26 protein-coding genes are annotated in these 24,652 nt (G+C 59.4%); 10 read left to right on the top strand and 16 right to left on the bottom strand.

Going from position 1 to position 24,652, the window contains the following annotated elements; genetic code table 11:
- Window positions 1-59: 59 nt before the first annotated feature.
- Both ASD46_RS03385 and ASD46_RS03390 read right to left on the bottom strand, forming a co-directional pair.
- Window positions 60-740 carry a DsbA family protein gene (locus ASD46_RS03385; protein WP_003511833.1) on the bottom strand — a complete coding sequence of 227 codons (681 nt, stop codon included), beginning with the start codon at window positions 738-740 and terminating at the stop codon, window positions 60-62.
- A gap of 128 nt (window positions 741-868) precedes the next feature.
- A complete protein-coding gene (locus ASD46_RS03390) occupies window positions 869-1,381 on the bottom strand; it encodes a DUF721 domain-containing protein (protein ID WP_003511832.1) in 513 nt (170 codons plus the stop codon).
- A gap of 97 nt (window positions 1,382-1,478) precedes the next feature.
- Here ASD46_RS03390 and mutY point away from each other — a divergent pair, with 97 nt between their 5' ends.
- Window positions 1,479-2,582, top strand: a complete 1,104-nt coding sequence (gene mutY / locus ASD46_RS03395) for an A/G-specific adenine glycosylase (protein WP_025592682.1) — start codon at window positions 1,479-1,481, stop codon at window positions 2,580-2,582.
- Window positions 2,579-3,190 (top strand): HAD family hydrolase, encoded by a 612-nt coding sequence (locus ASD46_RS03400; RefSeq protein WP_003511829.1) that lies wholly within the window; start codon window positions 2,579-2,581, stop codon window positions 3,188-3,190. The genes mutY and ASD46_RS03400 overlap by 4 nt, the downstream gene beginning before the upstream one ends.
- Window positions 3,191-3,526: 336 nt before the next feature.
- On the opposite strand, the gene ASD46_RS03405 is transcribed toward ASD46_RS03400, so the two are convergent.
- Window positions 3,527-4,669: a site-specific DNA-methyltransferase gene (locus tag ASD46_RS03405; RefSeq protein WP_003511827.1), complete on the bottom strand. Its 1,143-nt coding sequence runs from the start codon at window positions 4,667-4,669 to the stop codon at window positions 3,527-3,529.
- A 232-nt stretch (window positions 4,670-4,901) separates the two neighbouring features.
- Between ASD46_RS03405 and ASD46_RS03410 the strand changes: the two genes are divergently transcribed.
- The gene (locus ASD46_RS03410) at window positions 4,902-6,002 is read left to right on the top strand and encodes a hypothetical protein (protein WP_025592680.1); all 1,101 of its coding nucleotides are present in this window, start codon (window positions 4,902-4,904) and stop codon (window positions 6,000-6,002) included.
- Here the strand turns inward: ASD46_RS03410 and ASD46_RS03415 are convergent.
- Together ASD46_RS03415 and ASD46_RS03420 are read right to left on the bottom strand one after the other, a co-directional pair.
- A complete protein-coding gene (locus tag ASD46_RS03415) occupies window positions 5,962-6,423 on the bottom strand; it encodes a DUF1284 domain-containing protein (RefSeq protein WP_025592678.1) in 462 nt (153 codons plus the stop codon). The genes ASD46_RS03410 and ASD46_RS03415 overlap by 41 nt on opposite strands.
- A gap of 215 nt (window positions 6,424-6,638) precedes the next feature.
- Window positions 6,639-7,319 carry a GntR family transcriptional regulator gene (locus ASD46_RS03420; RefSeq protein WP_013635630.1) on the bottom strand — a complete coding sequence of 227 codons (681 nt, stop codon included), beginning with the start codon at window positions 7,317-7,319 and terminating at the stop codon, window positions 6,639-6,641.
- Between the two features lie 191 nt (window positions 7,320-7,510).
- Between ASD46_RS03420 and ASD46_RS03425 the strand changes: the two genes are divergently transcribed.
- Window positions 7,511-8,200, top strand: a complete 690-nt coding sequence (locus ASD46_RS03425) for an HAD family hydrolase (protein ID WP_013635629.1) — start codon at window positions 7,511-7,513, stop codon at window positions 8,198-8,200.
- 197 nt (window positions 8,201-8,397) lie between these two features.
- On the opposite strand, the gene ASD46_RS03430 is transcribed toward ASD46_RS03425, so the two are convergent.
- On the bottom strand, window positions 8,398-8,937 hold the full coding sequence (locus tag ASD46_RS03430) for a hypothetical protein (RefSeq protein ID WP_003511819.1): 540 nt from the start codon (window positions 8,935-8,937) through the stop codon (window positions 8,398-8,400).
- A 276-nt stretch (window positions 8,938-9,213) separates the two neighbouring features.
- On the opposite strand from ASD46_RS03430, the gene thrC reads away from it, so the two are divergent.
- Genes thrC through ASD46_RS03450 form a run of 4 tightly spaced genes read left to right on the top strand, consistent with a single transcriptional unit; the run spans window position 9,214 to window position 15,474 of the window.
- Window positions 9,214-10,611, top strand: coding sequence for a threonine synthase (gene thrC / locus ASD46_RS03435; protein ID WP_003511817.1), 1,398 nt, complete (start codon window positions 9,214-9,216; stop codon window positions 10,609-10,611).
- A gap of 19 nt (window positions 10,612-10,630) precedes the next feature.
- Complete coding sequence (locus tag ASD46_RS03440) at window positions 10,631-11,929, top strand: M16 family metallopeptidase (RefSeq protein ID WP_003511816.1); 1,299 nt, start codon at window positions 10,631-10,633, stop codon at window positions 11,927-11,929.
- 33 nt (window positions 11,930-11,962) lie between these two features.
- Complete coding sequence (locus ASD46_RS03445) at window positions 11,963-12,562, top strand: GNAT family N-acetyltransferase (protein WP_003511814.1); 600 nt, start codon at window positions 11,963-11,965, stop codon at window positions 12,560-12,562.
- On the top strand, window positions 12,559-15,474 hold the full coding sequence (locus tag ASD46_RS03450) for an EAL domain-containing protein (protein ID WP_003511812.1): 2,916 nt from the start codon (window positions 12,559-12,561) through the stop codon (window positions 15,472-15,474). The genes ASD46_RS03445 and ASD46_RS03450 overlap by 4 nt, the downstream gene beginning before the upstream one ends.
- A gap of 123 nt (window positions 15,475-15,597) precedes the next feature.
- Here ASD46_RS03450 and ASD46_RS03455 read toward each other — a convergent pair whose 3' ends face one another.
- From ASD46_RS03455 to ASD46_RS03465, 3 genes are all read right to left on the bottom strand, one after another.
- Window positions 15,598-16,704, bottom strand: a complete 1,107-nt coding sequence (locus tag ASD46_RS03455; RefSeq protein WP_025592675.1) for a putative zinc-binding metallopeptidase — start codon at window positions 16,702-16,704, stop codon at window positions 15,598-15,600.
- Window positions 16,705-16,871: 167 nt separating this feature from the next.
- A complete protein-coding gene (locus ASD46_RS03460; protein ID WP_003511808.1) occupies window positions 16,872-17,063 on the bottom strand; it encodes a CsbD family protein in 192 nt (63 codons plus the stop codon).
- A gap of 107 nt (window positions 17,064-17,170) precedes the next feature.
- Window positions 17,171-17,776 carry a YqgE/AlgH family protein gene (locus tag ASD46_RS03465; protein WP_003511807.1) on the bottom strand — a complete coding sequence of 202 codons (606 nt, stop codon included), beginning with the start codon at window positions 17,774-17,776 and terminating at the stop codon, window positions 17,171-17,173.
- Window positions 17,777-17,938: 162 nt separating this feature from the next.
- Between ASD46_RS03465 and ASD46_RS03470 the strand changes: the two genes are divergently transcribed.
- Both ASD46_RS03470 and ASD46_RS03475 read left to right on the top strand, forming a co-directional pair.
- A complete protein-coding gene (locus ASD46_RS03470; protein WP_019564180.1) occupies window positions 17,939-18,787 on the top strand; it encodes a protein-disulfide reductase DsbD domain-containing protein in 849 nt (282 codons plus the stop codon).
- Window positions 18,788-18,909: 122 nt separating this feature from the next.
- Entirely contained in the window at window positions 18,910-19,395 is a 486-nt protein-coding gene (locus ASD46_RS03475; RefSeq protein ID WP_003511803.1) for a peroxiredoxin, read from the top strand.
- Window positions 19,396-19,459: 64 nt separating this feature from the next.
- On the opposite strand, the gene ASD46_RS03480 is transcribed toward ASD46_RS03475, so the two are convergent.
- From ASD46_RS03480 to ASD46_RS03510, 7 genes are all read right to left on the bottom strand, one after another.
- Window positions 19,460-19,768 carry a Dabb family protein gene (locus tag ASD46_RS03480; protein ID WP_003511801.1) on the bottom strand — a complete coding sequence of 103 codons (309 nt, stop codon included), beginning with the start codon at window positions 19,766-19,768 and terminating at the stop codon, window positions 19,460-19,462.
- A gap of 128 nt (window positions 19,769-19,896) precedes the next feature.
- On the bottom strand, window positions 19,897-20,337 hold the full coding sequence (rnhA, locus tag ASD46_RS03485; protein ID WP_003511799.1) for a ribonuclease HI: 441 nt from the start codon (window positions 20,335-20,337) through the stop codon (window positions 19,897-19,899).
- Window positions 20,334-21,302 carry a homoserine kinase gene (locus ASD46_RS03490; RefSeq protein ID WP_003511797.1) on the bottom strand — a complete coding sequence of 323 codons (969 nt, stop codon included), beginning with the start codon at window positions 21,300-21,302 and terminating at the stop codon, window positions 20,334-20,336. Before ASD46_RS03490 ends, rnhA begins: the two co-directional genes overlap by 4 nt.
- A gap of 92 nt (window positions 21,303-21,394) precedes the next feature.
- Window positions 21,395-22,441: a 4-hydroxy-3-methylbut-2-enyl diphosphate reductase gene (gene ispH / locus ASD46_RS03495; protein WP_003511794.1), complete on the bottom strand. Its 1,047-nt coding sequence runs from the start codon at window positions 22,439-22,441 to the stop codon at window positions 21,395-21,397.
- Between the two features lie 63 nt (window positions 22,442-22,504).
- The gene (locus tag ASD46_RS03500; RefSeq protein WP_025592673.1) at window positions 22,505-23,239 is read right to left on the bottom strand and encodes an SURF1 family protein; all 735 of its coding nucleotides are present in this window, start codon (window positions 23,237-23,239) and stop codon (window positions 22,505-22,507) included.
- A 10-nt stretch (window positions 23,240-23,249) separates the two neighbouring features.
- Window positions 23,250-23,636, bottom strand: coding sequence for a DUF983 domain-containing protein (locus ASD46_RS03505; RefSeq protein ID WP_019564184.1), 387 nt, complete (start codon window positions 23,634-23,636; stop codon window positions 23,250-23,252).
- 100 nt (window positions 23,637-23,736) lie between these two features.
- Complete coding sequence (locus tag ASD46_RS03510; protein WP_003511788.1) at window positions 23,737-24,612, bottom strand: cytochrome c oxidase subunit 3; 876 nt, start codon at window positions 24,610-24,612, stop codon at window positions 23,737-23,739.
- Between the last annotated feature and the right edge of the window lie 40 nt (window positions 24,613-24,652).

A 24,652-nucleotide genomic window follows, 5' to 3' on the forward strand; every position in this document is an offset into this window, starting at 1 on the left:
GGCAATAAAAAACGGGCGAACGGAAATATCCGCCGCCCGTTCCTTTAAGGGTTCGGCGATCAGAGCAGCTTGTCGATGACAGCCGACATGGTTTCAACCGACATGTCTCCCGCGTATTTCTTGCCGTTGATGATGAAAGTCGGCGTGGAGTTGACGCCGAATTCCGTCGCACCGCGTTGCATCGTTGCGTTCACATCATCCAGAAGCTTCTGGTTCGTCAAGCAGGCCTCGAAAGACTCCTGTGAGAAACCGGCCATTTTCGACAATTGCAGCAGGGCCGCACGGGCATCCTGGGCTGTTGCCCAGCTCTGCTGCTGCTTGAACAGCATGGAAACGAACGGGAAATACTGTCCTTCCGGTGCGCAGCGCGCCAGCATGAAGGCAGCGGCGGCACGCGGATCGAACGGGAATTCGCGGATGACGAAATAGGCCTTGCCGGTATCGATGTATTTCTTCTTGATCTCGTCAAAGGTCTTGTTGTGGAAATTGGCGCAATGCGGGCAGGTCATCGACATATATTCGACGATCTTGACGGGAGCGTTCGCATCGCCGAGCGCCGCTTCCGGCAGCGGACCGGGCTTCAACACCGCAGCCATATCCACGTCACCGGTGGATTCAGGCAATTCCTGCGCCTGGGCAACGCCCGGCGTGAAGGCAAACGGCAGGGCCGTGGCAAGGGCAGCAAGTGCAACGCCGCCGAGAAGGCTGCGACGGGAAATGGTCAGTTCGGAAAAATGCATGAAAGCACCTGTTGGTAATAGACTCTATTGTCTGTTGATTCCGATATAGCGACGGCCTGTTCATCACAAGCGGGGTTTTGAACTCTTCTTGTCAAAGAATTGTGACCAGTCAAGGACCGTGCGCGACATCAAATCGTCCCGCCCCGCGGCTTCTTCTTCTGCATCACCGCCGTGCCGAGCCTTTCCACTGCCTTGCGCAGCGCTTCGCTCTCGATGCCGTCCATCATGTCGTCGAGACGTTTTGCCGCATCACCGCGCAGCGGCGGCGGCTTTCGCCGGCGGGGAACGGGCTGCGATACCGGCTTCTGCACGATCCTGATCTGGCGTACCGCCGGAAAGCCAAAAAAGCCGTTGATGCGGGCGATGAGCTCGCCCTGTGCATGGGTGAGGAACAGAGCGCGCGCGCCTTCGCAGGCAATCGTCAGCACGCCCGGCTGGTAACCGCCGCGATCCGGACCCTCGTCGCGACGCGGCCAGGTAATCTTTTCCGGCCGCGTGCAATCGGCGAAGTCATCGCCGGCGATCTCGTCCCACGAGCCGAGCAGCGCCGTGTTGATGCCCGCCCGTTTCGACAGGAGGGGATCCATGATGCCATTGGCTATTTCGGCAATCTGGATGACGCCTTTGCGTGGATATCGCATTTTTCACTCGGGTTTCAGGACCGGACAGTCCGGAGCTTCTTGATAGGTCGGTATGAATGGCCCAACTATAGGCCGAATCGAAGAGAAACGGCAAACCATGCTTCAAAAAACCGCCCCGTCATCGCACGCGCAGATGCTGCTCGCATGGTACGACCGCCACCATCGCGAGTTGCCTTGGCGCACCTCGCCGGCCATGGCGGCACAAGGAAAACGTGCCGATCCCTATCATGTCTGGCTCTCCGAAGTGATGTTGCAGCAGACGACGGTGCAGGCGGTGAAACCCTATTTCCTGAAGTTCCTCGCGACGTGGCCTCATGTCAGCGATCTGGCGGCGGCACCGGTTGAGGATGTGATGGCTGCATGGGCGGGACTTGGTTATTACGCCCGCGCCCGCAACCTGAAAAAATGTGCGGAAGCTGTGGCGAAAGAGCATGGCGGAGTCTTTCCCGATACCGAAGAGGGCCTGAAGAAGCTGCCCGGCATCGGCGACTATACATCTGCTGCCGTGGCGGCCATTGCGTTCAACCGGCAGGCGGCGGTGATGGACGGTAATGTGGAGCGCGTCATCTCCCGCCTTTTCGCGATAGATGCACCCCTGCCCGGTTCGAAACCCGCCATGAAGGCGAAGGTGGCGGAGCTTACGCCTTCCGACCGGCCGGGCGATTTTGCGCAGGCGATGATGGATCTCGGTGCGACGATCTGCACGCCGAAGCGCCCTGCCTGTGCGCTCTGTCCGTTCAATGGCGGCTGTCTGGCGCTTGCCCATGACGAGCCGGAGCGGTTTCCGGTCAAGGCCGCGAAAAAGGCAAAACCGGTGCGGCTGGGAGCCGCCTTCGTGGCGGTGAATGCAAGCGGCGAAATTCTGCTGCGGCGGCGCATAGAAAGCGGCCTTCTCGGTGGCATGACGGAGGTGCCGACAACGGCATGGACCGCCCGCGTGGATGGCGGCACCGACACGAGCCACGCGCCTTTTGCCGCGTCTTGGCAAGCGGCGGGCGTCATCGTGCATGTCTTCACCCATTTCGAGCTGCGGCTCTCCGTCTATCGGGCACAAGTACCGGATGGGCTTGAAACTGGCGCGGATGACGGATGGTGGGAGCCGGTTACAAATCTTGACGCGCAAGCCTTGCCGACGGTGATGAAAAAAGTCATCGCACAGGCTATTCCATCCGCATTCGATGAAAGCAGGAAGTTTCGATGACCAAGATTGAGCATATCGTATTCGACATCGGCAAGGTACTGATCCACTACGATCCGCATATTCCCTATAGCCGCCTCATTCCCGATGCCGACGAGCGCAAATGGTTCTTCGAGAATGTCTGCACCCATGACTGGAACCTCGAACAGGATCGCGGACGCGGCTGGGAAGACGCCGAGGCGCTGCTGATGGAGCAGTTTCCCGAGCGGGAAGAGCATATCCGCGCCTTCCGCAAGTTCTGGCATGAGATGGTCTCGCATTCCTATGACGACAGCGTCGCGATCATGACCGGCCTGATCGATAACGGTCACGACGTGACTATGCTGACCAACTTCGCCTCCGATACCTTCCGCGAAGCGCAGAAGATGTTCCCCTTCCTCACCCTGCCGCGCGGTGTGACGGTTTCTGGCGATGTGAAGCTGCTGAAACCGGATGTGGCGATCTACGAGCTGCACGCGAAGGAATTTGGCCTCGACCCTGCCGCAAGCATCTTCATTGACGATACGCTTGTGAATGTCGAAGGCGCCAAGGCCGCCGGCTGGCAGGCGGTGCATTTTACCGGAGCGGAAAAGCTGAAGCAGGATCTGCAATCCTACGGCGTGGATGTCTGACAGACCATCAGATCCAAAAAGAAAATTGGCGCAGGCGGAAATGGCGGTCTCCTGCCTGCGCCAGTCCTGCCGCAAGCGGCATGGGACAGCAATGTTTTCGTGAACTTTCCGAACCGGATTTTCACAACCATTGCTTTGCGTAGGACACTATGACCGTTCTCTTGCGCGAAACTTGTCTGGCTAAATTTAGATATTCAAAAATACCAACGCCCGACACCGAAGTGCCGGGCGTTGGTCGTTCTCCATCCGGGACTGAAGGTACTAAACCGGACGGAGACGTATGCTGACAATGGCGGGCGGTGGATCGTTGCCTTCAGCCTTTTGGGCTTTAGACTGTCAGGCCTTTGCCAGTTCACTGCGGATGATTGTTCTCAGATCATCGATAGGCTTCAGCTGGTCGCCATCCTCGAAGTGCCAGAACGTCCATCCGTTGCATGCGTCGAGACCCTGCACCTTTGCACCAAGACGGTGAATGGAGCCGGCAGTCCCGCCGGATGCAATCGTACCATCGGCACGAATAATGGCGCTATAACGGCGCTTTGCATCGGTCAGCACCTGGCCGGGACGGACGAGACCGCTTTCCACCAGGGTGTTGAAGGCAACACGCGGTTCGGCCCTCTTGCCGGTCATAACGGTCAGCTCCGCCTTGCCGAGCGGCTCGACGGCGGCGATGCGGGCAGACGCCGCGTCGATGTAATCCTGTTCGCGTTCGATACCAACGAAGTGGCGGCCGAGACGTTTTGCAACCGCACCCGTGGTGCCGGAGCCGAAGAACGGGTCGAGCACGATGTCGCCAGGCTTGGTGGAGGCCATGATGATGCGTGCCAGCAATGCTTCCGGCTTCTGGGTCGGATGCACCTTCTTGCCGTCGTCACCTTTCAGCCGCTCATGGCCGCTGCAAATCGGGAACAGCCAGTCGGAGCGCATCTGAACGTCGTCGTTGGAGGCCTTCAGCGCTTCGTAGTTGAAGGTATAGCCCTTGGCTTTCGGATCGCGGCTCGCCCAGATCATGGTCTCATGGGCGTTCTGGAAACGGCGGCCCTTGAAGTTGGGCATGGGATTGGTCTTGCGCCAGACGATATCGTTCAGGATCCAGAAATCGAGGTTCTGGAGCATGGAGCCGACACGGAAGATGTTGTGGTAGGAGCCGATGACCCAGATGGTACCATTCGGCTTCAGCACGCGGCGGCAGGCCAGCAGCCAGGCGCGGGTGAAGGCATCATAGGCCTCGAAGGAGGAGAACTGGTCCCACTCGTCATCGACCGCATCAACCAGCGACTGATCTGGCCGGTGAAGCGTACCGCCAAGCTGGAGGTTGTAGGGCGGATCGGCGAAAATCGCATCCACCGACTGGCTCGGGAGGGCATCCAAGGCAGCGACACAATCACCTTTGATTATGCTGTCTTTCCAGGCGTCACTCTCGCCCGCACGATCAAAACCGGCACGCCGAAAATCGGCCAGCGGAAAAACTGCTGCCATTGGTACTCGCTCCATACGCTTACTCTCTACTGATGCTTATGGTTACCGAAGATGGTTATCAAAGCCTGAACAAGTCACGGAAAATGCGAAATAAATGGCTGTTGCGGCCGACACGCGCAATTTGCTGGCGCGGGCGGGGAACCCGAAGTGGCGCAAAAACGTTGTGCACAACGGGTTGTCGTGTTCCGCATGTCGGTGCTGGCAATACCGGCAACTCAGGGGGTAATCCGCAATGACGTCCGTAACGCGAGTGGCTTCTTTTTCAGTGCATGCCTTTTCCGCGGCTCTTCTTCTGGCGGCGCTGCCGTCAAGCTTGGGGGCGCAGGAGCCGGCACCGCTATACAACGTCGTCACCGACGCTGTGCTGTTCGATGGCGGCCCATCGCTCGGCAACAGCGACAGGGTGCGGTGGGATTTCTACAAAGCCGACCGGGCCGGAGTGCGCAGCGACGTCAATGCCGGCGGCTCCTACGACGCCACCTTCGAAGCGAAGCTGCCGGCGGGCAAATATGTCGGGGTGGCAGCGCTGGGCAACATCCGTCGCGAAATACCCTTCGAGGTGAAGGAGGGAAGCCTTACGAGGCCAAAGGCGAATTTCGACGCGGCGGAACTGACGGTGGTGCCAAAACGCAGCCCCGGCGGCGATGTGGAAAGCCAGGCGAAAACCGAAATCACCAAGGACGATTTCAAGGACAGCGTTTACGGGCAGAACACGACCTTCGTGCCGGCGGGCGAACTCCTCCTCGCCGGCAGCATCGGCCCTGCGCGTGCGCAGGAAACGCTTGCCATCAAGGCGGGCGAGACGATCAGCCACGATCTAGTCATCCCGAGCGGCGTGGTCGTTGCCAAGGCGGCCTATACGGACGGTGGCAAGGCTGTGGAAACGGACGATATCCGTTTCGAAGCGCTTTCAGCCAAGGAGACGCTTGATGGCACGCGCCAGACCATCAACGGCGTTTACGGCACCGGCAAAACCATGGAAATGCCTGCAGGCGATTTCGTGATGCGGGCGCGTCTGGGCAAGGTCACGGTGGAACAGCCCTTCACCGTAACTGCAGGAAAACGCACCGAGATCAACCTCAACCTCGATGCTGGTGTTCTGGCAATCACGGCACCGGGTGCGGAGCGGATCGACATCGTCGAAACGACCAAGGACCTTCAGGGTACGCAAAAGGAAATTTCCGGCCGTTACGGCAACCGGCATCAGGAGACCCTGCATCCCGGCGATTATTCGGTGAAGGTGAGCTACGACAAGAAATCCGGGCGCGAGCCGAAGGAGATCAAGGCGACGGTCAAGGCCGCCGAGAGAACCGAGACGAATGTGCCGCAGTAGCAGTAAGCCGCTGCCCGGCCGGGTGCGGCGGCGGTTCGCCAATTTTCACGCCGGTAAATCCTGATGCCGCGATGCGATCGCACAGCCTAATCCACTGGCAGCCGCGACAGGCCTGCCGGATGTCTCCGGCGGCGAAGGCCAGACGCATTTTCTCCAGTAGCTCCGGCGTTGCCCGCAGCCGCTTTCCGGCGGTGATTGTCTCGTTCAAAAGCGTTGAAACCGAAAGCCGGGCCGCCTCGTCCCTCTGGACCACGCCCTCGTTGAAACAGTGGGCATGGCTTTCGCACAACAGGCCAACGCAGATATCGTCCGGCCCATCGACCAGCTCGATATCCTCTTCGCCGGCGTTCAGCCGAGCGGCGACACGGTCGTAGTTTTCGACAAAACCGGAGGTATATCCCTTCCCCACATAGGTCAGCATGCAGAGAAGGTGATGGGGGCGAAGGCGGACCGTCACGGGACGCGTTTCCGATCAAGGAAACAGATCGGCGGACAAAGGAAAAATCCGCTCCGTGATTTCGCCGTATCAGCAGCCATCCATGCTCCCTTCACGCACCGCAGATCGTCATCGCGGGCGGATATCGATAACCGACTTTTCCGGCGGAGTCCAAGCGAGCCCAGCCAATCATTCCCGGCCTATCCGACGATGGCGAAGGCATCGTGCACCGAGCCTGAAGGGGTGCGGATTGCCTTGCGGCCGATCCATTGCACATGCCCGTCGAGAATTCGCACCGCCTCCTCGGCACGGCCGCCGCGCAATGCGTCGAGGATCGCGCGATGATCGGTATCGGTGCGGCGCTCCCATCCTGCCCGCCAGGCGGAAAACAGGAACCGGGCGCTCGCGGCATGCAGGCCGTCGATCGCCTCCATCAGGCGCGGCATGTTGCAAGGCGCCGTGATGAGGCGGTGGAAGCGGCGATTGGCCTCTTCCCAATGCTGCACGTCGACCGCGCTATCGCCTTCGAGCGTGGCGGCCTCCGCCTGGTCGAGAATGGCTGAAGTCATGTTTGGAATGGCGTGGCGCAGCGCCAGAACCTCAAGCGCGGCGCGCATTTCCGCGACTTCGCGCACATCGGCGAGGCCGAAATCCGCGACCCGCACGCCGCGGCGCGGAATGCTGGCGGCCAAGCCCTGCGCCTCCAGCCTGCGGAACGCTTCGCGCACCGGCACATGCGATGCGCCGAATTCGGCGGCGATGTGATCCTGCCTCAGACGTTCACCCGGCGACAGCTCGCCGCGCACGATGCGGTCAGCCAGTGTGCGGCTGATGCGTGCGGCAATGGTATCTTCGGGTCTGGTTTTCGCTGTCTTGGGCATAACATCCCATAACGCATCCGGCGCTGATCTGTGTAGCTGTTTTTGCACGCAGGAAACGCGCAAAGCCAAATCCCAGCTATGAGCCGGGCGCGACCGACCCTTGCGGGCCAGCCGGTTGAGCTTGACGCGGACTTGGTCTAAAAGCCCGGGCATCACTTTTTTCCAAGGCAAATCCGATACAGGGAGCGCCCATGAGCGGCTTCGACCTCATTATTTTCGACTGTGACGGCGTTCTGGTCGATTCCGAAATCATCGCCGCACAGGTGGAGTCCCGCCTTCTGACCGAGGCCGGGTATCCGATCTCCGTCGAGGAAATGGGCGAGCGTTTCGCCGGCATGACCTGGAAAAACATCCTCCTGCAGGTGGAAAGCGAAGCCAGCATCCCGTTTTCCGCATCGCTGCTCGACAAGTCGGAAAAGCTGCTCGACGCGCGGCTGGAACGCGACGTGAAGATCATCGAGGGCGTCAAGTTCGCTCTGTCGCGCCTGACGACACCGCGTTGCATCTGCTCGAATTCCTCCAGCCACCGCCTCGACATGATGCTGACGAAGGTGGGCCTGAAGCCCTATTTCGCACCGCATATCTACTCCGCCAAGGATCTCGGAGCCGACCGCGTCAAGCCGAAGCCGGATATCTTCCTGCATGGCGCAGCCCAGTTCGGCGTTTCACCGGATCGCGCCGTGGTAATCGAGGATTCCGTGCACGGCGTGCATGGTGCAAAGGCAGCCGGCATGCGCGTCATCGGCTTCACCGGCGCATCCCACACCTATTCGAGCCATGCCGACCGGTTGACGGATGCGGGCGCGGAAACGGTGATTTCACGGATGCAGGACCTGCCCGCCGTTATTGCAGCGATGGCGGAGTGGGAAGGCGCTTTTTAATCTCTGACTTTGTCACAAACGCCACTTCGTCATGCTCGGGCCTGTCCCGAGCATCTGCAACGACTTGATTCCACGATACGTGTTCGGATCCTCGGGACAGGCCCGAGGATGACGTTGCGTATGAGGCATGGTTTGTTTGCGATCTGCCCGGAAGCCCGCAACAGCAGCCTCCGGGTTTTTACATTTCGCCCGTCAAATCACCGGCGCTTGGTCTTGGCCTTTGCGCCCTGCTCGGCAAAACCGATATAGACACTGACCGACCTCGGTGCGCCGCCCGGTCCGTTGGGAATGGCGACATGATCGTTGTTGAAGATGAACTGCGTGCCGGCACCGCCTGCAGCAACGTCGATGGCGAAATTGGTCGTTTCGCCGTAAATCTCGCCGTCGCCGTCCTTAACGGTGACGCGGATCGGTACGGTCACGCGGCCGGGCTTCGACATCGGGCCGGGAACGAGACGGCCCTGGGCCAGCACGTTTACCGTCAGCGTGGTTTCGTTCGCGGTACAAGAGCGCGTCGTGTCTGACAGCGAAACCTGATAGGCGAGTTTCTGCGGATCGTCCTTTGCGCCACCGGCATAGACGCGGTGGACGGCATTGGCGTCGAGAACCGTGACCGTCGGGCAGTTGGCCTGCACCACCGGAGCAACGGCATTTGCCTGCGCCGCCGGAGGGTTGACGGCAAGCGAGTCTGACGGATTGGAGGAATTGCATCCTGCAACAACGGCCAGAAGCGACATCGCGGCGGACAAACGCAAGAAATTCCCTGACACTCTTCTAATTCCCTCTCCATTGTCCCGGAACCGAACCGGAGACGCTGTTTATTGACCTTTCACGCAGGTTGGCGATGGTCTATAGCAGCGACGCCGGAAAAAATCGATTGGCATGTTTGGTTTTGCTTGAATTTTCAAAAAAGCCCTTCATTACCTCGCCAATCGCCTCATTCCGGCGGGATGCTGCTGATAAAGAGCCGGTAACGGCAACGGACAGACCGGTAAACGACAAGGGACTATCTCGTGAAATATGTATCGACCAGGGGTGCGGCCCCTTCGCTTGGTTTCTGCGACGCGCTTCTGGCGGGCCTTGGCCGTGATGGCGGGCTTTACGTGCCGCGCGAATGGCCCTCCATGTCGAAAAAGGAAATCCGCAACCTGCGCGGCAAGTCCTATCAGGACATCGCGTTTGAGGTTCTCTACCGTTTCACCGGCGGTGAAATTCCGGCCGACAAGTTCCGGGCGATGATCGACGACGCCTATGCGACGTTCCGCCATCCGGCCGTAGCACCCCTGACGCAGACCGGGCCGAACACCTTCGTGCTGGAGCTTTTCCACGGCACCACGCTTGCCTTCAAGGACGTGGCGATGCAGCTTCTCGCCCGCCTGATGGATTATACGCTGGCTGAGCGTGGAGAGCGCGCCACCATCGTCGGCGCCACCTCCGGCGACACGGGCGGCGCAGCCATCGACGCCTTTGCCGGGCGCGAGCGCACCGACATCTTCATCCTTTTCCCCAATGGCAAGGTCTCTCCGGTGCAGCAGCGCCAGATGACGACCTCCACCGCCTCCAACGTGCATGCGCTGGCGATCAACGGCAATTTCGACGATTGCCAGAACCTCGTCAAAGAAATGTTCAACGACGCGAAATTCCGCGACGGCGTCAAGCTTTCGGGCGTCAACTCCATCAACTGGGCGCGCATCATGGCGCAGGTGGTCTATTATTTCACGGCGTCCCTGTCGCTCGGCGGTCCCGACCGGAAGATTTCCTTCACCGTCCCAACGGGCAATTTCGGTGATATCTTCGCCGGTTACGTCGCCAAGAAGATGGGCCTGCCGATCGACAAGCTTGTCATCGCCACCAACGACAACGACATTCTGGCGCGTACGCTGAAGACCGGCCGTTACGAGATGCGCGGCGTCACGCCCACCACTTCGCCCTCGATGGACATCCAGATATCCTCGAATTTCGAGCGGCTGCTGTTTGAGGCCTATGGCCGCGATTCCGCTGCGGTAAAGGCGTCGATGGATGGCCTCAAGCAATCCGGCGCGTTTGAAATCCCGCCGCATGCGCTGAAATTCATCAAGAAGGATTTCCGCGCCGGCCGCGCCACCGAAAAGCAGGTGGCGGCGACGATCCGCGATACGCTTGAGAAAACCGGTTACCTGATCGACCCGCATACGGCGACCGGCGTTTTTGTGGCGGAAAAACACGAAAAGGCATCAAGCCCGATGGTGGTCCTGTCCACTGCCCATCCGGCTAAATTCCCGGCCGCCGTAAAATCCGCTTGCGCAATCGACCCGGCGCTTCCAGTATGGCTAGCTGACATTATGAACCGGGAGGAGCGTTTCGACATTCTGGACGCAGAGCTGAAGACGGTGGAAACCTTCATCGGCAGCCACGCACGCGCCGGCAAATAGAGACGCGGAAAGACTTGATATGAGAGTTAATGTGACCCGGCTTTCGTCCGGGTTGACCGTTGTCACGGAAAGAATGCCGCATCTCGAAAGCGTTGCTCTTGGGGTGTGGATCAAATCCGGGTCCCGCAACGAGACGACTGCCGAGCACGGCATCGCCCATCTTCTCGAGCATATGGCCTTCAAGGGTACGGCGCGCCGCACCGCCCGGCAGATCGCCGAAGAGATCGAAAATGTCGGCGGCGAAGTCAACGCCGCGACATCGACGGAAACAACTTCATACTACGCCCGCGTCCTGAAAGACCACGTTCCGCTCGCCGTCGATATTCTTGCAGACATTCTGACGGAGTCGCTGTTCGACGAAGACGAGCTGGAGCGGGAGAAAAACGTCATCCTCCAGGAAATCGGTGCCGCCACCGATACGCCTGACGATGTGATTTTCGACAATTTTTCCGGCGTCGCCTATCGCGACCAGACCATCGGCCGCCCGATCCTCGGCACTCCGGAAACCGTGCAATCCTTCACCAGCGCCCAGATCAGGCATTATCTCGCCCGCAACTATACGACGGATCGCATCTTCGTCGTTGCAGCGGGTGCTGTCGATCACCAAAGCTTCGTGAAGCAGGTGGAAGAACGCTTTGCCTCGCTGCCGCAGCTGCCGGTCACCACGCCGGTTCTCGAAAAGGCGATCTATACCGGCGGGGAAATCCGCGAGACCCGTGACCTCATGGACGCGCAGGTGCTTCTCGGCTTCGAGGGCAAGGCCTATCACGCGCGCGATTTCTACTGTTCGCAAATTCTCGCCAATATTCTTGGGGGCGGCATGTCATCGCGCCTGTTCCAGGAAGTGCGAGAGTCCCGCGGCCTTTGTTATTCCGTTTATGCCTTCCATTGGGGTTTTTCCGACACCGGCATTTTCGGCGTGCATGCGGCGACCGGCGGCAACGACCTGCCGGAACTGATGCCCGTCATCGTCGACGAGTTGCGCAAATCTTCCCAGACCATTCATCAGGAAGAAATCGACCGCGCCCGCGCACAAATCCGCGCGCAACTGCTGATGGGTCAGGAAAGCCCGGCAGCCCGTGCCGGCCAGATGGCACGGCAGATGATGCTTTACGGCCGGCCCATCCCCAATGAGGAGATGATGGAGCGCCTGAACGACATCACGCGGGAACGCCTGACCGATCTTGCAGGACGGCTGTTTTTCGATACAGTTCCGACGTTGTCTGCAATTGGCCCGCTCGAACAGCTGCCGCCTCTTTCAGACATTACTGCCGCGCTTTCCGCGCAGCAGCCCGCAAGGATAAAGGCGAACGGCTGAGGGTTGCGGTTTCTTTCCGTACAGGGATGGTGAATGCTGCGTTTTCTTTCCCGACATAACGACACCCCGGAACTGCGCAGCGCCAACCATCTTCTCAGACTGCCGCGCTATGGCGATTTCAAGCAGTGGCACGTTCTGCGCTCGGAAAGCCGTCAGTTTCTCCAGCCATGGGAACCCACCTGGCGCCCGGACGAACTGACGGAAGGCTCCTTCCGCACGCGTGTGGTGCGCAACGGCCAGGAGTTTTCCTCCGGCACCGCCGTGTCGTTTCTGCTATTCGAGAAGGAGACGTTGCTCGTTGGCGGCATCACCATCGGTTATATCAGGAGGGGTGCTGCACAAAGCTGCATGATTGGATATTGGGTGGGCGAACGCTACGCCGCGCAAGGCCATATGTCTGCCGCATTAAAATTGGTAATACCCTATATCTTCAACGGACTTCAGTTGCACCGTATCGAGGCAGCCTGTATTCCGGAAAACTTCAAAAGCATCCGGCTTCTCGAAAATGCCGGGTTCCAGCGGGAAGGCCTCTTGCGGGAATATCTGAAAATCAACGGCCAATGGCGGGATCATACGATGTTTTCCCTTCTTGCCGACAAGCAAAGCTCCAGTGGAACGAAGTACGATACATGACTTACACTCACTCTGCGCCGTGCCTGTCGAAACGTCTGGCGGCAATTGCACTGGCTGCGCCGTTCTTCCTGTTTTTCCTGCTTTTTTCGTCTCTTTCCTACGCCTTCGAGCCAGTGAAGATTTCCCGTGACGATACGGCGCTCGATCTCACCGCGACAACCGATATCTATGCCAATCAGGGTGAAGCCTTTCAGGTCTCGACCGCGCCCGGTCCGGATGGCATCCGCCGCCGTATCGAGGTGCGTGCCAGCTCCACCGACCATCAGGGCGACTGGGCCGTCTTCGCGCTCGCCAACGTCTCGGAAGAGCAGCTGGAGCGCGTTATCGTCGCACCGCATTTCCGTCTGGTGAATTCCAAGCTGTTCTGGCCCGATCTCGGCTCGCAGCGCATCATCGCGATCACACCGAGCGAAGGCTTTGCGCTTGACCGGCAGCCAAGCCCGGATGCCGACGTGTTCCGCATCACGCTCAATCCCGGCTCCGTCATCACCTTCGTCGCCGAGCTGTCGACCCCGCAATTGCCGCAGATCTATCTGTGGGAACCGGAAGCCTACAAGGATACGATCAACGCCTTCACGCTTTATCGCGGCATCGTTCTCGGCATTGCCGGCCTGCTGGCCGTGCTCCTGACCATCCTGTTCGTCGTCAAGGGAACCTCGGTTCTGCCGGCGTCGGCCGCGCTCGCCTGGGCGGTGCTCGCCTATATCTGCGTCGATTTCGGCTTCCTTGAAAAACTCATCACCGTCACATCCAGCGATCAGCGAATATGGAGGGCGGGCGCCGAAGTGGCTCTCGCCTCCAGCTTCGTGGTCTTCCTGTTTACCTATCTCAATCTAAACCGCTGGCACGCGCATCTGGGTTATGCGACCTTTGCCTGGGTGGTGGGGCTGGCGCTGCTGTTCGGCGTCGCGATTTACGATCCTTCGGTCGCCTCCGGTATCGCGCGCGTCTCCTTCGCGCTGACGGCGACGGCCGGCATCGCACTCATCATCTATCTTGGCTTCAACCGTTACGACCGGGCGATTTTGCTCGTTCCGTCCTGGGCGCTCATCCTCGTCTGGCTGTTCGGCAGCTGGCTGACGGTGACCGGACAATTGGACAACGACATCGTGCAGCCGGCGCTTGGCGGCGGGCTGGTGCTGATCGTGCTTCTGATCGGCTTCACAGTCATCCAGCATGCCTTTGCCGGCAGCGCCTATCAGCAGGGCCTGTTTTCCGATCTCGAACGGCAATCTCTCGCACTGACGGGCAGCGGCGATACCGTGTGGGACTGGGACGTGACGCGCGACCGCATCGTCACCACACCTGATATTTCCAACCGTCTGGGGCTGGAGCCCGGCACGATGCATGGTGCTGCGCGCAACTGGTTGCCGCGCCTGCATCCTGACGATCGCGACCGGTTCAAGGCAACGCTCGACGTGCTGCTCGACCATCGCAAGGGCCGCCTCAATCACGAATTCCGCATTCGCGCTGAAGACGGACATTTCCATTGGCTGCAAATCCGCGCCCGCCCGGTTCTCGGCTCTAACGGCGAAATCATCCGCTGCGTCGGCACCATCACCGACATCACCGAGCAGAAGAACTCGGTGGAGCGGCTGTTGCAGGATGCGATGAATGACAATCTGACCGGGCTACCGAACCGGCAGGTCTTCCTCGACCGCCTGCAATCGATCCTCAACCTCTCTCCTGAAAGCGACGGCGTGCGCCCGACGGTGATGGCGATCGATATCGACCGTTACAAGCTGGTCAACGATACGCTCGGCATTGCTGCAGGCGACAATATTCTCATCGCGCTGACGCGGCGTCTGCGCCGCCTGTTGAAACCGCAGGATACGCTGGCGCGTCTCGGCGGCGATGAATTCGGCCTGATCCTGACCTCGGAGCGCGATCCGCAGCGGGTGGCCGATTTCGCCGATGCGGTGAACAAGGCAATCATGGTGCCGATCAATTTCGCCAATCGCGAAATCATCCTCACCGCCTCCATCGGCCTCGTTTCATGGATCGACCAGCAGGAAAGTGCCGCAGGTCTCTTGAGCGATGCGGAACTGGCGATGTACCGCGCCAAGCGCGCTGGCGGAAACCGCGTCGAGCCGTTCCGTCCCGCTTTCCGCACGTCCGGCACCGACCGCCTGCAAATGGAAAGCGATCTTCGCCGCGCCATCGAGCGCAAGGAGCTGTCGCTCGCCTATCAGCCCATCGTCAAGCTTGACGATGGCGCGCTGGCCGGTTTCGAGGCGCTGATGCGGTGGGAACACCCCAAACGCGGCAACATTCCGCCGAGCGAATTCATCCCCATCGCGGAAGCCTCCGGCCTGATCGAACCGCTCGGCATGTTCGCGCTGGAGAGGGCAGCGACCGACCTGATGGACTGGCAGCATTCCATCGAGAAGATGCCGATCTTCATCTCCGTCAATATTTCCAGCGCGCAATTGCTGAATAACGAATTGTATAACGACGTGCGCGGCATGCTGACGCGAACGCGCTGTAATCCGCAGCAGCTGAAGCTGGAGCTGACGGAATCCGTGGTGATGGAGAACCCGGAACAGGCGCGGCTGGTGCTTTCCAAGCTGAAGGAAACGGGCATCAGCCTCGCCATGGACGATTTCGGCACCGGCTATTCGTCACTTGCCTATCTCACCCGCTTCCCCTTCGACACGATCAAGCTCGACAAGGCACTGGTGGCCAATACCAGCGACAAGCGCAACGTGCTGCTGCGCTCTGTTATCGCCATGGCGCGCGCGCTCGATATGCAGGTGGTGGCGGAAGGCATTGAAACGCCTGAGGATGCGGCGGAACTCTCACGCATGAACTGCCATTTCGGCCAGAGCTTCCTGTTCGGCACACCGGTTTCCGGCGATGCGGCGCTGAAGCTTCTGCGGGAGCGGTTCCAGCCGACGAAGCGAGCTTCGTAAGAGGAATTGGAGTATGGGGTGGTAAAGGGCTACTCCATCCACCGCCGTCATTCCGGCATTGAGCCGGAATGACGGGAGAAGGAAACGACGCGTTTCCTGACTATGACTTCTCGTGTCTCGTATTCACTGCGCCATCGAGAACTGCTGCATCTGCTGTTGAGGCATCGCGTCGATCCTGCCGTGTAGCAGGTCGTGGATGAATTCCATCTTGCTCACAACAGGCGGGGCCAGCACGAAGGGATAAAGGTCCGCCTCCCCCATGCTGCGCTGGATCGAGTTGATGGCGACGCTGAGCGGAATCCAGGCCTTGACCAGTTGTGCGGCGCTACGGGCATTATAGGGATCGAAAGTGACCTCCGCCGCCATTTCCTCATGTCCGTCGGGGTCTATCGCCACGCCAAAGGCGCGCGCGGTTTCCAGCGTATCGACGATGTGAAGATAATGCGCGAAACACTCGGCAAAATCCTCCCAGGGATGCACGGAGGCGTAGGCGCTTATGAAAGTTTCCTGCCAGTTGGGGCGCGGCCCCTGCTCGTAATTGCGCTGTAGCGCCGCGGCATAGTCTTCGCGCTCATCACCGAATACCGCGCGGCAGGCCTCCAGTCGGTTCTCATCACGAACCAGCTTGTTCCAGATGAAATGCCCGACCTCATGGCGGAAATGGCCAAGCATGGTGCGATACGGCTCGTTCATGTTGGTGCGCACCTGCTCGCGCGTCGCATCATCCACCTCTGCCGCGCGAATGGCGATCAGGCCCTCGTCGTGGCCGGTCATGGCGGGAATGACCGAACCGTCAGGTGCGACTTCGTCGACCAGAAAGTCGAAGACTAGCCCGCCGACAGGATCGGCATCGCGGTTGGGATGCGGCAGGCCGAGACGCAATATCGAATAGAACAAATGCCGCTGCGCCTGGCTGATGCCGCGCCATTGTTCGATACCCTCATCCGTCGCGATATTTGGCACGAGACGGTTATGGCTGCAGGCCGGGCAAAAGGCGTTCTGGCTTTCCGCCGGCACAGACCAGTTGCAGATGTCGTTCACCTCATTGGCGCAGAACCGCACCTGTCTTTCCGGCTGGGCCACGAGTTGCCAGTTCGGCTCACCGGCAGGCGCCAGCGCTTCCATGGAAAGGCGCTCCGGCACGAAGGCCAGACGATGGCCGCAAGAGACGCAGAAACGATTGTCGAAGTGGACCGGCTGGCCACAGGAAGCGCAGGAGAAAAGCTTCATTCATGAAACCCTTGCGGTGGATGAATTGGGTGAAGGCGAATATAAGAGACCAAGGTGAAAGGCGTAACAAACCCGCCCTTCAGGCCCCCAGACGACAAGAGCGCATGTGCGATAACACATGCGCTCCAAAGCACCGCATCAAAGACACGGGAGCCCGTCAGGTGACATTACATACGATCAACAACACCCTTGACCGCATCCTTGGCCTTGCCGACGTTCTTCTGTACCTTGCCTTCGGTTTCCTGAGCGGCACCCTTGGCGCGCAGCTCGTTGTTGCCGGTTGCTTCGCCGACGTTTTTCTTGACCTTGCCAGCAACTTCCTTGGCTGTACCGGCGATCTTGTCTGATGTGCTACCCATGTTACTGCTCCCTAGTTGAGCCGTACTGTCTGTGCGGCTTTCGGGATTGTTAACGTCAGGGATTGGGATTGGTTCCAGCAGTCGACAAAAGGAGCATCACGAAAAAATCAGGCGTGGCCGGCTTCCGCAGAAAGCATGCGAGCATCCACACCCATAAGCGCAAGCGCCCGCTCGTATTTGTTGTCCAGTCCACGGTCGAAAATCAGCTCTTCCGCCGCCGGGCAATTCAGCCATCCATTATTGGCGATCTCGTTTTCCAGCTGGCCCGGACCCCAGCCGGCATAACCGAGCATCATGGTGGCCTTTTGCGGGCCGCGACCATTGGAAATGGCGCGCACGATATCCAGCGTCGCCGTCAAGGAAATGTCGTCGCTGACCGGAATGCTCGATTCACTTAAATAATCATCGGAATGCAGCACGAAACCCCGGCCGGATTCGACCGGGCCGCCGCACTGGATCGGAAATTCCCGGGTGCGGTTGGGCAGCATGATGGCGTCGTTGCTGTCCACCAGCTTCAGATGCAGCAGAATATCCGTGAAGGTGATCTGCTGCGGCCGGTTGATGATGAAACCCATGGCTCCGGCATCCGAATGGGCGCAGATATAGACCACCGAACGGGCAAAATTGCCATTGTCCAGCCCCGGCATCGCAATGAGGAACTGGCTGTCAAAAAAGCCACGTTCGCGTTTGTCCATCAGGGTTGAAAAGCTCACCGGCGCCTCCAGCTTGCCGAATTCCATCGTTGAACGGGAAAGCGGCGTTCGCACTTCGACAAAGCACAGGATGCGGCATCGCGCCCGATCAATCAACCGAAAATGATGAACCGCACGAATTCGTAACTGGTCCATCAGGCGATGTTGGGTTAGACGGAAAGAATGAGCGTCAGGACATTCTTTCGATTTTCACATCTTCGCCTCGCCGTTGCCTTCGCCGCCCTACTCGGTGGCGGGCAAGTAGCGCAGGCCGAAATTACCGACTGGGCGAGAAGTGAAGGCGGCCAGATGCGTGTGGCAAGCCTTGCCATGGATGCGGACGGCGTGGTGCGCGGCGTGTTGCAGATCGAGCCGAAAGACGGCTGGATAACCTATTGGCGCGAACCAGGCGAAGCTGGAATACCGCCCAAGATCACGCTTGATCCGGCAAGCGGTGTAAGCCTGACATCGATGGCCTATCCTGTTCCCAAACTCATCGAGAACGGCGATATCACCGATATCGGCTACGATCACGCTGTCAGCATTCCCTTTCAGTTGAAAGCCGTGGACGCCAAAGCGGGAGGCAATATCGACCTCACCGCCTTCATCGGCGTCTGCCAGAATATCTGCATTCCCTTTGAGGCGACGTTTTCGATCAGCCGCGGCAATGCGGGCGATGACGACCACGAAGAGCGGCGATTGCTGGAAGAGGCGCGCGAGACGCTGCCAGAGGCTGCGTCCGACGATTTCAAGGTTGTCGATTTCCACATCACGCCCGACAAGACCATGCTTGGCGTGCAATTGCAGCTGCCGGAAAACGCGCCGAAGGAGACCGAGATATTCATCGCCGGCCCCTCCGGTTTTGCCTATTATGAGCCGCAGAACCTGGTGCGAGACAAGCGCAAGCTCTCCTTCTACATGAACATCAAGGGCTTGCCAAAAACCTATCAGGTGCAGGGCAACAGCTGGCCCATTCTTGTCAAATCCGGCGATCGGACCATGGAGACCATGCTCAATTTTCCAAAGCCCTGACCGTTCAGGCGGCATATCCCGAACGGCTGTCTCAGCCATGGAATTTCCCGCGAAAACCGTATGACAGTTTTCTTTTCCTTGCTCTATAGTCGCGCGAACCAAACGGCCATAGGAGCATGGACATGACTATCAAGATCGGCGAAAAACTGCCTTCCGCAACCTTCAAGGAAAAGACCGCCGATGGCCCGGTGGAAACCACCACCGATGCGCTTTTTGGCGGCAAGACGGTGGTTCTTTTTGCCGTACCCGGCGCTTTCACTCCCACCTGCTCGCTGAACCACCTGCCGGGCTACCTCGAAAACCGCGACGCCATTCTCGCAAAGGGCGTGGATGACATCGCCGTCGTTTCCGTCAACGACTGGCACGTCATGGGCGCATGGGCACAATCGTCCGGCGGCCAGGGCAAAATTCACTTCCTCGCCGACTGGGACGCCGCCTTCACCAAGGCGCTCGGCCTCGATGCCGACCTCTCCGGCGGTGGCCTCGGCGTGCGCTCCAAGCGCTATTCGATGCTGGTGAAAGACGGCGTGGTTACATCGCTCAACGTGGAAGAAAATCCCGGCCAGGCGACGGTCTCGGCCGCTGCAGCGATGATCGAGCAGCTTTAAGCCACCTCTCTGTCGTCGCGAATGAAGTACAGTATCCATTAAAGGGCGGTCAAACCGCCCTTTTTCACACATTCATATCGAACACCAGAAGCCCGGCCAGACCGCCATCGGTCAGCGAGACCAAACGTTGACCGACTTCCATGTGTTGCGGGTGCGCCAGATATTCGTCGCGGGCTTCCGGGCTGTCCAGCGTCACGATGAAGCCATCGACGAAACCGCCATTCAGGCCTTCCGGCGAAACGTTCTGGCCGTATTTCACGTCGATTATGCCGGGTATCACGTTCTTGAGGGCCGCAATTGCTTCAAACACCGCGTGTTTTTCAGAGGATGCCGTTGCAGCCTTGAACCGTAGAAATACACAATGCAGGATCATCTGAATGTCTCTCCTCCGCTGGAACATCGTCCAACTGTTTGACGACAAGATAGATCGGGTTTCAGTTTTCACAATCCCTTATCACGGTTGGCCCGGATCAGGGCCGCATGGAAGAAATCAGACTTCCGTTACCGGCGTTTGAAAGGCTCCATGCCCTTGCGTGCCAATTCGTCGGCGCGCTCGTTTTCCGGGTGGCCTGCATGGCCCTTGACCCAGTGCAGCGTCACTTTATGGCGCTCCTGCGCCGCCTCCAGCGCCTGCCACAGCTCCACATTCTTGACCGGCTTGTTATCGGCGGTTTTCCAGCCCTTCTTTTTCCAGCCGAAAATCCACTTGGTGATGCCATCCTTGACATAGGCGCTGTCGGTATAGAGATCGACTTCGCAGGGACTTTTCAGCGCGTTGAGCGCCGAGATGGCCGCCAGCAGTTCCATGCGGTTGTTGGTGGTATCGGCCTCGCCGCCGGACAATTCCTTTTCGGTCTCGCCATATCGCAGCACGGCACCCCAGCCGCCCGGACCGGGATTGCCGGAGCAGGCGCCGTCGGTGAAGATATCGACATGTTTCATTCGCCAACCAGCCCGTATTCGGCGACATGACTGATGGAGCGGTGGAACCGCAGCTTGCGCAGATATTCCAGCGGGTCTTTCTTCACCACCAGCGCGCCCGCCGGCGTCGTCAGCCAGTCATAGAGGCGGGTCAGGAAGAAGCGCAGCGCCGAGCCGCGTGCCAGAAGCGGCAAGGCATCCAGTTCCGCCTCGCTCAACGGGCGCACTGACTGGTAACCTTCCAGCAGCGCCTTGCCCTTGGTGACGTTGTACGCACCATCCTTCTCGAAGCACCAGGCATTGAGGCAGATCGACACGTCATAGGCGAGCAGGTCGTTGCAAGCGAAGTAAAAATCGATGAGGCCGGAAAGCTCGTCACCGAGGAAAAAAACGTTGTCCTGAAACAGGTCCGCATGGATGACGCCCGCGGGCAAATCCTTCGGCCAATGGGCGGCGAGATAATCGATTTCCGGGCGGATCTCTTGCTTCAAGCCCTTCTCCACCTCGTCGGCGCGGTCTTCAGACTTGTCCCATAGCACCTTCCAGCCATCGACGGAGAGTGCATTGGGGCGCTTGATCTCGAACCCCTCACCGGCCAGATGCATGGCGGCCAGCGCCTTGCCGACTTCCCGGCAATGTTTCGCTTCCGGTTTTCGCAGCCACATGCCTTCAAGGAAGGAGATCAGCGCCGCTGGGCGACCGGACAATTCGCCCAGCAGTTCCCCGTCCTTGCGCGGCAGCGGCAAGGGGCAGGACAGACCCTTGGCGGCCAGATGCTGCATGAGACCGAGGAAGAACGGCAGATCGGATTTTTCCACACGCTTTTCGTAAAGCGTCAGGATCAGTGGATCCTTCGTCGTATGCAGCAGGAAATTGGAGTTTTCAACGCCTTCGGCAATGCCCTTATAGGATGTGAGGCTGCCAACGTCGTATTGTATGAGGAAATTCCTCAGATCATCTTCGGTGATGTCCGTATAAACTGCCAATTTCAAATCTCTTGATGAAGGATGGAGTGAAAATCTGAAGAGGGGATGACATATGCGCGGTGGGAACCGCTCACATATCTCGCCATCCCGGTCTAGGCGCCAGTGGCGGCTTTCGGTGGCAGGGCATTGCTGGCATTGCCGTTCACGAAAGCCATGTCGTCCGTCGTCAGCTCGATGCTGCGCAGTTCGCGGTTGACGAGGAAATGTTCCGTTTCCTCCACCGTGACGGCCAGATCGAGCGTCGTATCGAAACGCGCCTTGAAGGCTTCGATGATCTCATCAACTATGACCTCCGGCGCGGAAGCGCCCGCCGAAAGACCGACGGTGCGGATATCGCCGATCGCATCCCAGTCGATTTCCGCCGCACGCTGCACCAGAACCGAATGTTTGGCGCCAGCGCGCAGCGCCACTTCCACCAGCCGCTTCGAGTTTGACGAATTGGGAGCGCCGACCACGATGAAGAGATCGCAGCCGGGGGCCGCCTGCTTCACCGCATCCTGACGGTTGGTGGTGGCGTAACAAATGCTGTCGGCGGCTGGCGCCTGAATGGCCGGAAAACGTTCCTGCAACCGGGCAATAACGCCTGCGGTATCATCGACAGACAGCGTTGTCTGGGTAACGAAACCGAGGTTTTCTCGGTCCACCGGTTCATAGGTGCTGGCATCCTCCACCGTCTCGACCAGCGAAACAGTACCTTCGGGCAGCTGGCCCATGGTGCCGATGACCTCAGGGTGACCGGCATGGCCGATCAACACGACATGACGGCCGAGGCGCTGGTGGCGCATGGCCTGCTTATGGACCTTGGAGACGAGCGGGCATGTGGCATCGAGATAAAACAGGTTGCGCGCCTGCGCATCCTCCGGCACGGATTTCGGCACGCCATGGGCGGAAAAGACCACCGGCTGCTCGCGATGCTCGGTGGGGATTTCGTGCAGTTCCTCGACGAAAATCGCGCCCTTGGCTTCCAGCCCCTCGACCACATATCGGTTATGGACGATTTCGTGGCGGACATAGACCGGCGCGCCATAGGCTTTCAGCGCCAGCACGACGATCTGGATCGCCCGGTCCACGCCCGCGCAAAAGCCGCGCGGTCCGCACAGCCTTATCGTCAAAGGGGGTTTGGAAACGGCGATGTTCATTCGTGCTCCTTGGCGTGCTCCTTGCCCTTGCCCGGTAGCCAGCCTTACCGGACAGGGCGCGCGTTATTCACCTTGCGCCTTACCGTTCCGGAAATAGGCAAAACCGGCGACGATGACAAGGGCCGCCGCCAGACCATACCACGTTATCGCATATTGCAGGTGATTGTTGGGCAAATCTATCAGCGTCACGCCGCCCTGTGGCCAGCCGCCGGGGTTCGGCGCATCGTCGGCATCCACGAACAGGTTGACCAGCCTGTTGGGCGGGATATCGGTGCTCGACGCCATGGCCGCCAGATCCTTCCAATAGAAGATGTTCTTGGCGATATCGTTATCCGGCAGCAGGGAAGACGGTTTTGCAACGAGCGGCGCGCGCGCCAGTCCCTTGATCTCCACCTCGCCAGCGACCTGCCCTTCAGGCCGCTTCGTTGCCTCCTTCATCTCAAACGGCACGAAGCCGCGATTGACGAAGAGGATACGGCCATCGGCAAGCGACAGCGGAGTATAGATGTAATAGCCGGTTCTGCCCTGGTGGGTGGCGAAGAAATGCCGCTCGCGGGCATGATCGAAAACGCCGGAAACGTTGACCCTGCGATATTCAATTTCGCCGCCGCTTTTGGCAATGACCTCGATCTGCGAGAGCGTGGCCGGACTTGCGTTGCGCCGCGCCTCGATATCGGCAATCAGCGCTTCTTTCCAGTAAAGCCGCTTCACCTGCCATGTGCCTAGCCCGAGAAGGATGGCAAGTGCCAAAAGGACGAGCGGCGCGGCAAACCAGATGCGTCTTTCCGCCGCCTTCATGTGGGAAACCTCATTCACGATCAAGCCTGCCTTCGCTTGCATTGTTGCGGTATTGCAGCGCAATCATGATGCCCTTCATCTTGCGCAGCAGCACGAGGGAGACGATCACCGCAAAAGGCAACCAGAGCATGACATGCACCCAGACGGGCGGCGCAAAACGCTGATCGAACCAAAGCGCCAGCCCGACGACAAGGAAACCGACGATCAGCATGACAAAGACGGCCGGGCCTTCACCCGCATCGGCAAAGCCGTAATCCAGCCCGCAAGCACTGCATGCGGGTTTCGGGGTCAGGAAGCCGTCGAACAGCCTGCCATTGCCGCAACGTGGGCAGCAGCCCTTCAGCCCGACTTTTATTGGGTCCACCGGCGCAAAGCCGCCGTTTCCGGGTTCAGACATGATGGCCTCCCGCCTTGGGCCGGTTAAACCTCCGTCCGGCCCGCCTGTTTAAACACAAAGGGCGGCAGATGCCGCCCTCCGAGTCAGAAAACAAACCGCATCACTCCGCCAGCGGCGCGCCCCAGCCGCCCCAGATGTAGATCGCGAAGAACAGGAACAGCCAGACGACGTCAACGAAGTGCCAGTACCAGGCAGCTGCTTCGAAGCCGAAATGCTGTTTCGGCGTGAAGCCGCCGGCAATGGCGCGCAGCAGGCAGACCAGCAGGAAAACAGTGCCGACGAAAACGTGGAAACCGTGGAAGCCGGTCGCCATGAAGAAGGTCGCGCCATAGATCGAGTTCTTGAAGTCGAACGGGGCGTGCATGTATTCGTAAACCTGCACGGTCGAGAACAGGACGCCGAGCGCAACGGTGAGGACGAGACCGGTGATCAGCCCCTTGCGGTCATTGTGCAGCAGGGCATGGTGCGCCCAGGTGACGCAGGTGCCCGACAAAAGCAGGATGACGGTGTTGTAGAGCGGCAGGTGCCAGGGATCGATGACCTCGATGCCCTTTGGCGGCCACTGACCGCCGGTATATTCGAGGCGCGACGCCTGAATGGCCTCGTGCGGATAAAGGCTGGCATCGAAATAGGCCCAGAACCACGCGACGAAGAACATCACCTCAGAGGCGATGAACATGATCATGCCGTAACGCAGGTGAAGCGAAACGACGCGGGTGTGGCTACCCTCATTGGCTTCCTTGATCGTGTCTGCCCACCATGCGTACATGGTGTAAAGCACGATGACGAGACCGATGTAAAACAGCCAGGGATTGGCCAGTTCCATGCCGAACAGCTTGAAGGAGCCAGCCGACAGGTAACGCATGTAACAGACGCCGCCGAAGGTCAGAATGAAGGCGCCGATCGAGGCCAGAAGCGGCCAGGGGCTTGGATCTATGATGTGGTAGTCGTGGTTCTTCTGATGCGTATCTGCCATGTGTGACAATCCCCTGGTATCTCTTCCCAGACCCGGCCCT

It is taken from the genome of Rhizobium sp. Root491 (genome assembly GCF_001427205.1).
GTDB lineage: Bacteria > Pseudomonadota > Alphaproteobacteria > Rhizobiales > Rhizobiaceae > Agrobacterium > Agrobacterium tumefaciens.

Excerpts from the sequence above, each read along its gene's own strand:
- ASD46_RS03385 (WP_003511833.1), bottom strand. The coding sequence starts at position 740 with ATGCATTTTTCCGAACTGACCATTTCCCGTCGCAGCCTTCTCGGCGGC.
- ASD46_RS03510 (WP_003511788.1), bottom strand. The coding sequence starts at position 24,612 with ATGGCAGATACGCATCAGAAGAACCACGACTACCACATCATAGATCCA.
- ASD46_RS03460 (WP_003511808.1), bottom strand. The coding sequence starts at position 17,063 with ATGGGTAGCACATCAGACAAGATCGCCGGTACAGCCAAGGAAGTTGCT.
- ASD46_RS03445 (WP_003511814.1), top strand. The coding sequence starts at position 11,963 with ATGCTGCGTTTTCTTTCCCGACATAACGACACCCCGGAACTGCGCAGC.
- ASD46_RS03475 (WP_003511803.1), top strand. The coding sequence starts at position 18,910 with ATGACTATCAAGATCGGCGAAAAACTGCCTTCCGCAACCTTCAAGGAA.
- mutY (WP_025592682.1), top strand. The coding sequence starts at position 1,479 with ATGCTTCAAAAAACCGCCCCGTCATCGCACGCGCAGATGCTGCTCGCA.
- ASD46_RS03430 (WP_003511819.1), bottom strand. The coding sequence starts at position 8,937 with ATGTCGCTTCTGGCCGTTGTTGCAGGATGCAATTCCTCCAATCCGTCA.
- rnhA (WP_003511799.1), bottom strand. The coding sequence starts at position 20,337 with ATGAAACATGTCGATATCTTCACCGACGGCGCCTGCTCCGGCAATCCC.
- ASD46_RS03410 (WP_025592680.1), top strand. The coding sequence starts at position 4,902 with ATGACGTCCGTAACGCGAGTGGCTTCTTTTTCAGTGCATGCCTTTTCC.
- ispH (WP_003511794.1), bottom strand. The coding sequence starts at position 22,441 with ATGAACATCGCCGTTTCCAAACCCCCTTTGACGATAAGGCTGTGCGGA.
- ASD46_RS03425 (WP_013635629.1), top strand. The coding sequence starts at position 7,511 with ATGAGCGGCTTCGACCTCATTATTTTCGACTGTGACGGCGTTCTGGTC.
- ASD46_RS03480 (WP_003511801.1), bottom strand. The coding sequence starts at position 19,768 with ATGATCCTGCATTGTGTATTTCTACGGTTCAAGGCTGCAACGGCATCC.
- ASD46_RS03415 (WP_025592678.1), bottom strand. The coding sequence starts at position 6,423 with ATGCTGACCTATGTGGGGAAGGGATATACCTCCGGTTTTGTCGAAAAC.
- ASD46_RS03505 (WP_019564184.1), bottom strand. The coding sequence starts at position 23,636 with ATGTCTGAACCCGGAAACGGCGGCTTTGCGCCGGTGGACCCAATAAAA.
- ASD46_RS03440 (WP_003511816.1), top strand. The coding sequence starts at position 10,631 with ATGAGAGTTAATGTGACCCGGCTTTCGTCCGGGTTGACCGTTGTCACG.
- ASD46_RS03470 (WP_019564180.1), top strand. The coding sequence starts at position 17,939 with ATGAGCGTCAGGACATTCTTTCGATTTTCACATCTTCGCCTCGCCGTT.
- ASD46_RS03390 (WP_003511832.1), bottom strand. The coding sequence starts at position 1,381 with ATGCGATATCCACGCAAAGGCGTCATCCAGATTGCCGAAATAGCCAAT.
- ASD46_RS03450 (WP_003511812.1), top strand. The coding sequence starts at position 12,559 with ATGACTTACACTCACTCTGCGCCGTGCCTGTCGAAACGTCTGGCGGCA.
- ASD46_RS03405 (WP_003511827.1), bottom strand. The coding sequence starts at position 4,669 with ATGGCAGCAGTTTTTCCGCTGGCCGATTTTCGGCGTGCCGGTTTTGAT.
- ASD46_RS03500 (WP_025592673.1), bottom strand. The coding sequence starts at position 23,239 with ATGAAGGCGGCGGAAAGACGCATCTGGTTTGCCGCGCCGCTCGTCCTT.
- ASD46_RS03400 (WP_003511829.1), top strand. The coding sequence starts at position 2,579 with ATGACCAAGATTGAGCATATCGTATTCGACATCGGCAAGGTACTGATC.
- ASD46_RS03420 (WP_013635630.1), bottom strand. The coding sequence starts at position 7,319 with ATGCCCAAGACAGCGAAAACCAGACCCGAAGATACCATTGCCGCACGC.
- ASD46_RS03455 (WP_025592675.1), bottom strand. The coding sequence starts at position 16,704 with ATGAAGCTTTTCTCCTGCGCTTCCTGTGGCCAGCCGGTCCACTTCGAC.